General features: G+C 44.7%; 5 protein-coding genes. 2 read left to right on the plus strand and 3 right to left on the minus strand.

Annotated features, from left to right (window positions below; genetic code table 11):
* The coding region (locus tag A3757_RS11590) for an acyl-CoA dehydrogenase family protein (RefSeq protein WP_197470014.1) at positions 1-431 on the minus strand (431 nt) is incomplete at its 3' end.
* Positions 432-470: 39 nt separating this feature from the next.
* Complete coding sequence (locus tag A3757_RS11595) at positions 471-1,961, minus strand: CoA-acylating methylmalonate-semialdehyde dehydrogenase (protein WP_068553570.1); 1,491 nt, start codon at positions 1,959-1,961, stop codon at positions 471-473.
* A gap of 180 nt (positions 1,962-2,141) precedes the next feature.
* On the opposite strand from A3757_RS11595, the gene A3757_RS11600 reads away from it, so the two are divergent.
* The gene (locus tag A3757_RS11600; RefSeq protein WP_068553571.1) at positions 2,142-3,038 is read left to right on the plus strand and encodes an AraC family transcriptional regulator; all 897 of its coding nucleotides are present in this window, start codon (positions 2,142-2,144) and stop codon (positions 3,036-3,038) included.
* 60 nt (positions 3,039-3,098) lie between these two features.
* Complete coding sequence (gene dinG / locus A3757_RS11605) at positions 3,099-5,225, plus strand: ATP-dependent DNA helicase DinG (protein WP_068554182.1); 2,127 nt, start codon at positions 3,099-3,101, stop codon at positions 5,223-5,225.
* Positions 5,226-5,517: 292 nt separating this feature from the next.
* Here dinG and A3757_RS11610 read toward each other — a convergent pair.
* Positions 5,518-6,396: helix-turn-helix transcriptional regulator (locus tag A3757_RS11610; protein WP_231878260.1), on the minus strand; the 879-nt coding region annotated here is incomplete at its 5' end.

Genomic DNA, 6,396 nt, shown 5'->3' on the forward strand with positions numbered 1-6,396 from the left:
CCTTCGAGTTTTCCACTGGTCGTTAGTGAGGCAGCGTCAGACCCGGCTCCCGGTTCAGTCAGGCAATAACTGACGAGTTTACGCCCTGAAGCTAGTGCTTCTGACCACTGATCGACCAGTGACTTACGACCGTAGCGAGCAAGCATATTAAACGCCATATTATGGATGCTAATAAACGCAGCGGTAGAGGTGCAGCCGGACGCTAGTTCTTCCATAATAATGGAGCTGTCTAATCGCGACAGACCAATACCTTTATCAGCCTCTGGCACGTACATGGCCATAAACCCAAGTTTACCTGCTTCGACAAAGGCTTGCTTCGGGAACTCGCAGGCTGCGTCCCATATACTAGCCTGAGGTGCAAGTTCTGTCTCTGCGAAACGTTTTGCTGTTTCCTGGAAAGCGAGCTGATCTTCGTTTAAGTCGTAATTCATAAAATATAATACTTTAGGTGGCCTTATAAATTAATCTGTCTACTTTAAGCTAATCGACATGTTGGGTGCTTGCGCAGGAGATGATTTCCAGCTTGCTGTAATTGTTTTTGTCTCAGTATAAAAGCGGACTGCCTGCTTTCCGTAAGCATGTAAATCCCCCATAAACGAGCCTTTCCAACCAGTAAATGAAAAGAAAGGTAGCGGAACGGGAATGGGCAGGTTAATACCAACTTGACCAACTTCTATTTCGTGCTGATATTTTCGTGCACTAACGCCAGATTGGGTAAATATTGAGGTACCGTTGCCGTAGGGGTTACTGTTAACCAAATTGATTGCATCTTCAAGCGTTTCAACGTTCATGCATGACACAACTGGCCCGAAAATTTCTTCCTGGTATATGTCCATCTCAGTCGAAACATCAGTGAAGAGTGTAGGGCCTAACCAATTGCCATTCGGGTAACCTTCTACAACGATGTCTCGACCATCTACCAAGCAGTTTGCGCCTTGGTCTATTCCTTTTTGAATCAAGCCTGAAACACGCTCTACAGCCTGAGGACTAATCAAAGGCCCATAAGCTGAATCAGGTGAGTCCCAAATGCCGGGCTTAACCGCTTTTAGGCGTTCAGCGAGCTCATCTGCCCAGACGATTGTTTCGCCAACAAAAACAATCACGCTAATTGCCATGCAGCGTTGTCCGGCAGCGCCAACCGTAGCGCCGACTAATGCGTTCATGACGGTGTCTTTGTCGGCATCAGGAAGTACGACCATGTGATTTTTCGCACCGGCAAAGCATTGAGCACGCTTCATCTCGCGAGTGGTTGTTAGATACACATCTTTGGCAACAGGTACTGAACCAACAAATGAGGTCGCCAGAATATCAGGATGTTTAATAAGTTGGTGAACCTGGTCTTTGCCACCATGAATCATTTGCACCAGACCTTTGGGTGCCCCGGCTTCCTGGAATAGCTCTAATAAACGAACAGTCGCTAAGGGAACTTGCTCAGAGGGCTTAAGGATCATGGCGTTTCCACAGGCTGTTGCCATAGGGAACATCCAAAGCGGAATCATTGCCGGAAAGTTAAACGGGGTAATACCGAGCGTCACACCAAGCGGCTGGGTCAGGCTATAGGTATCTACGCCCTTAGCAACATTTTCGACAGTCTCACCCATTAACAGGGAAGGAATGTTGCAAGCATGCTCGACAACTTCAATACCGCGCCATACATCACCCATAGCATCTTCAATATTTTTACCCGTGTCTTTAGCAAGAATCTCGGCAATCTCACGCTGATGTTCCTTTAACAAATACTGGTAACGTAGCATCAAGCGAGCGCGCTCACTGACAGGGGTTTCTTTCCACTCTAAGAATGCGGCTTTGGCGCCTTCAACGGCGCGATCAATTTCGCCTTTCGTGGCGAATGAGACCTCTGCAAGTACCTCTTGTGTCGCGGGGTTAAGAACGTTTTGTTTTTGCACGCTTTCACTGTGAACAAATTCGCCATTGATTAAGAGTGGAACTTGATGAGGCATGATTGGAGTCCTTATTATTCTTTATGCAGTATTTAGAATGCTAATGAAGGTCGTAGACGAGTAAAACTTATATTTCTAATGTTTTATATTTGATAGCCACTCTACTAACAATTATGCATAGAGTCATTGACTAAATTGCGATCGATATGGATTATATTGCTTTTTGACTGAGTGTTATATATGAGCGAACCCTCTAACTGGCCTCTGTCGGATAGGCAGGCAACGCGAATTCGTGTGCCAAAGCATATTCTGCAACAGCTCGCGCTTCATCCAATAGCTCGCCAAATCTTTGCTTCGTCGATTGGTTATTACCCCAGCGCAGCAAAGCATGAGATGGAGAGAATTGCGCATGACGACTATATTCTTATTTATTGTGCTGAAGGGCAGGGTTATCTAAGTACGGGTCACTACAAGGGGGAGATTCACCAAGGGGACCTGTTTATTTTACCGCCTGAAACAGCCCACCAATACCGCTCTGACCCTGAAACACCCTGGACAGTTTTCTGGTTTCATTTTCGTGGTGACCTTGCTGATAGTTATTACCGCTATTTATTTAAGGCATCTGATACCTCAGTTGTTAAAGCTCATGACGTTCAGACATTAGCTCGCTTTCGGGAGCTCATTGGTATTGCTCGCTCGAGTTTTACCCTGGATTCTTATATCTACGTTAGTAGCCTCTTGAGCCATCTTTTGATTTCAACAGCACATACAGTGATGGAAGATGCAAAAAAGTATGGTGGTATAAGTGTCGAAAAGACACAGGATTTTATGCGAAAAAATATTGGCAAATCACTAAGTCTTGCTGATCTTGCAGATGTTAGCCGTGTTTCCAAATACCACTTCTCCAGGCGCTATCGTGAGTTGACTGGTATTTCACCGCTAAAACACTTTTCGAACATGAAGATCGAGCAGGCATGTTCTTTACTTGAGCAAACAAACATAAGTATTTCTGATATTGCTTACCAACTCGGGTATGATGATGCGCTTTATTTTTCGCGCGTCTTTAAGAAACTTATGAAGGTTTCGCCTAGAAACTACCGTAAGGAATTGCGCAAGCGGCTGGACGCGCCTTTGTAAAACGAAATATTTTTATTCTCTCCTTATTAATCGCCTAAAAAATAGTTATTTATTTAACCAATGCTTACAGACAGTCAAAAACAACTCATACAGTCCACTTATCGCAAGTTTACTTCTAGGGAAGGATTCCGCCCGCGATATGGGCAAAGAGTAATGATTGCCGAGATAGCAAAATATTTAGGCAGCATTAAAGAAGATGATCAGGGTGCACGAAAGTCCGACCCAGCAGTATGTGTTGTCGAGGCAGGAACCGGCACTGGAAAAACGCTTGCTTACAGCATTTCAGTGCTCCCTCTTGCTTTAGCGCAAGGTAGAAAAGTTATCGTTTCTACCGCTACAACCGCTTTGCAAGATCAGGTCATGAGCAAGGACCTACCTGAGCTAGCGAAATACTCCGGCCTTGATTTCAACTATGCCCTGGCAAAAGGTCGGGGTCGTTACCTTTGTCTGAGCAAGCTGGATCAACAGCTTGATAATGCCAATAGCGATACTACTGCGTTACCGCTATTTCTAACCCAGGAAGATAGCGTTTCTACCGATAAATCTGAGCTAGAGGTGTATCTATCTAAATACGCTTCAGGAGCTTGGGATGGCGACAAAGATACCTGGGAAAGCGTGATCGAACCTGAAGTTTGGCGCAGTCTATCGACTGATAATCAGCAGTGCAGCAAGCGCCGTTGCAGCTATTTTAATTCTTGCCCTTATTATGAAAGCAGAAAGACCTGGGACAATGCTGACATTGTCGTGGTTAATCATGATCTTTTGTTATCAGATCTGGCTTTGGGTGGTGGCGTTATATTGCCAGCACCCGAGCAGTCTATTTTGGTACTGGATGAAGGGCACCATTTGGCAGATAAGGCACTCAATCATTTTACGGTTCAAGGCGGTCTTAAAAGTACCGATAACTGGCTCAAGGTGCTTAGCAAAGCAATGGTGGAGCTTTCACCTTATTTATCGCAGGGTAATTTTCTTCACAAAAATATTGAGGATATTTCCTTGGTATCTACTCAGCTACATGACTGGATTACACGTACTTATGATTACCTTGCTCAGGAAATTCAATGGGATGAAGAAGACAATAATAGTGTCAAACGATTTCGCTTCCCACAGGGAGTTATACCCGAAGCGCTTTTAGATGCAGCGCAAGAACTAAAAGTTTTGTTTGCGAGTTTATGTCGTTTGCTTGACGATATTCGAAACGAAATGAACAAAGTTGTTGATGAAAAATCAGATTGCGGTTTATCTCGAGAAGAAGGGGAGCAATGGTTTCCTGTTATTGGTGCATTGTGTGACAGAGCCGAAGGTTTGCACGCGCTTTGGATGTTCTACGGAAAAGTTGAAAAAGAAGGTGCGCCGCCGAATGCGCGTTGGTTAATGCTGCGTGAATATGAAAACGCTGCCGATATTAGCTTGCATGGTAGCCCATTAAGCGCGGGTGGCTTGCTTCACGAAGCGTTGTGGAAAAAGTCTTACGCAGCAATATTAACCTCCGCAACATTAACAGCGCTTGGCAAGTTTGACCGACTTGCTCACAAAGCAGGTTTACCCGCTGATAGTGTTTATCATCGAGTGCAAAGCCCGTTTGACTTTAATCAAGTTGCCAAGCTGGTAATTCCTCCAATGACATCGTCAGCTTCAGACCCTGAACAGCACACTCAGGAAATATCCTCAAATCTGGCAAACTGGATTGGTGATGATCAAGCTGTATTAGTTTTATTCAGCTCTAGAAAGCAAATGAATGACGTGCTTTATCAAATAGACCCGGTCTTACGCAAAGATATTATGACCCAAGACGAATACTCAAAGCAGGAGCTGGTAAACAAACATAAAGCGCTTATAGATTCTTCAAAGCGAAGTATTTTGTTTGGCTTGGCTTCCCTCGCTGAAGGGATTGATTTGCCAGGCAATTACCTTACGCATGTTGTTATTGCCAAAATACCGTTTTCTGTGCCTAACGACCCTTTAGAGCAAAGCATTAGTGAGTGGCTCGAGGCGCAAGGTCGAAACCCGTTTATGGAAGTGACCGTGCCAGATGCCAGCCTTAAGTTGATTCAAGCTTGTGGTCGTTTGATTCGGACGGAGAAAGACACCGGCCAGGTGACGATTCTTGATAATCGGCTGCTCACCCGTCGTTACGGTAATCTCTTGATCAATTCATTGCCGCCATACCGTCGACAGTTTGGCTAAGCAAACCTGCTGAATCTATAAAATTTAGGCAAAAAAAAGCGGCGGATGATGCCGAACTATCATCTCGCCGCGTTCACAAGTCGGGCCTTGTAGGGAAGCCCTGATCGGAAAACTAATACCTGAAAGACGCAAACATCGCTAAGTAAAAGGCCTGAAGTTTTTACTTAGTACTGCTTGTTTCGATGAGTTTATAATAGGGCTTAGTCAGGCTTAATTAGATCGTCCATAAGGCTTACGCCTAGGCTTAAGTGATATAAAGTGTGATGCGCATCACACTTTATGATCTCGTATATTAGATCAGACCAATGCTTCGTGCTTTTGATAAAGCCTCTGTACGACTCTTTGCTTCTATCTTTCCATATAGGTTGCGAATATGTGCTTTGACGGTGGCCGGTGCGAGGCTTAGCTTCTGAGCGATCTCTTTGTTTGCTAAGCCCTGATCAATCAGGCCGAGCACTTCAAGTTCGCGCGAGCTAAGAGGTTCTAGCAATTGCTTATTGCTCTCCAATGCTGCTGCGCCAGGCAGTTCATCTTGTTGAACAGGCTTGGTCTCATTGCTTAATCCTAATGTTGCGCTCAATTTCTGCAAATAGCTGTCAGGTATGCTGGGATCAGCACCCAGTGCTAGAACCGGAAGAAGCTCAACAGCCTCATTGGTGTAAACAGAGATGAAGCCGTCCTGTGATGCGAGATGTAATGATTCTTTAATTGCTTCTTCGGCTTCTTTTGAGTTGTGGAGGCTATGGTAGATTGAGGCAGAAAGGTTCAATACTTGAATCAGGTTGTATACATGGTGCTTAGAACGAGTCTGTTCAGCAAGACGGTTAATTACTTCCAATGCAAGTTTATAATTACTTTGCGCCGCAAAAATCCGTGCTTTTGTTAGGTTAATATCCTCATAGTTTAAGGGGACAGCATTAATGCTTTCTTCGTTTAGTTCATTTATCACAAATTGAGCTTTCTCTATCATCCCCATTGATAAAAGGCAGCGAGCCTTTAGTGCGATGATACTTGGTGGAGTGAAAACGATGGAGTCTCGTTTGTGCTGATAGGTATGCCATGCATCATCCAAGCATTCGATAGCATCGACATATTTGCCCTGTGCAAAATAAAGCATTGCTTGGGTGTACTGAATGATTATGTGCTGGCCTGGCTCTGTCCCAATTTCCAA

Source organism: Oleiphilus sp. HI0117 (assembly GCF_001635235.1).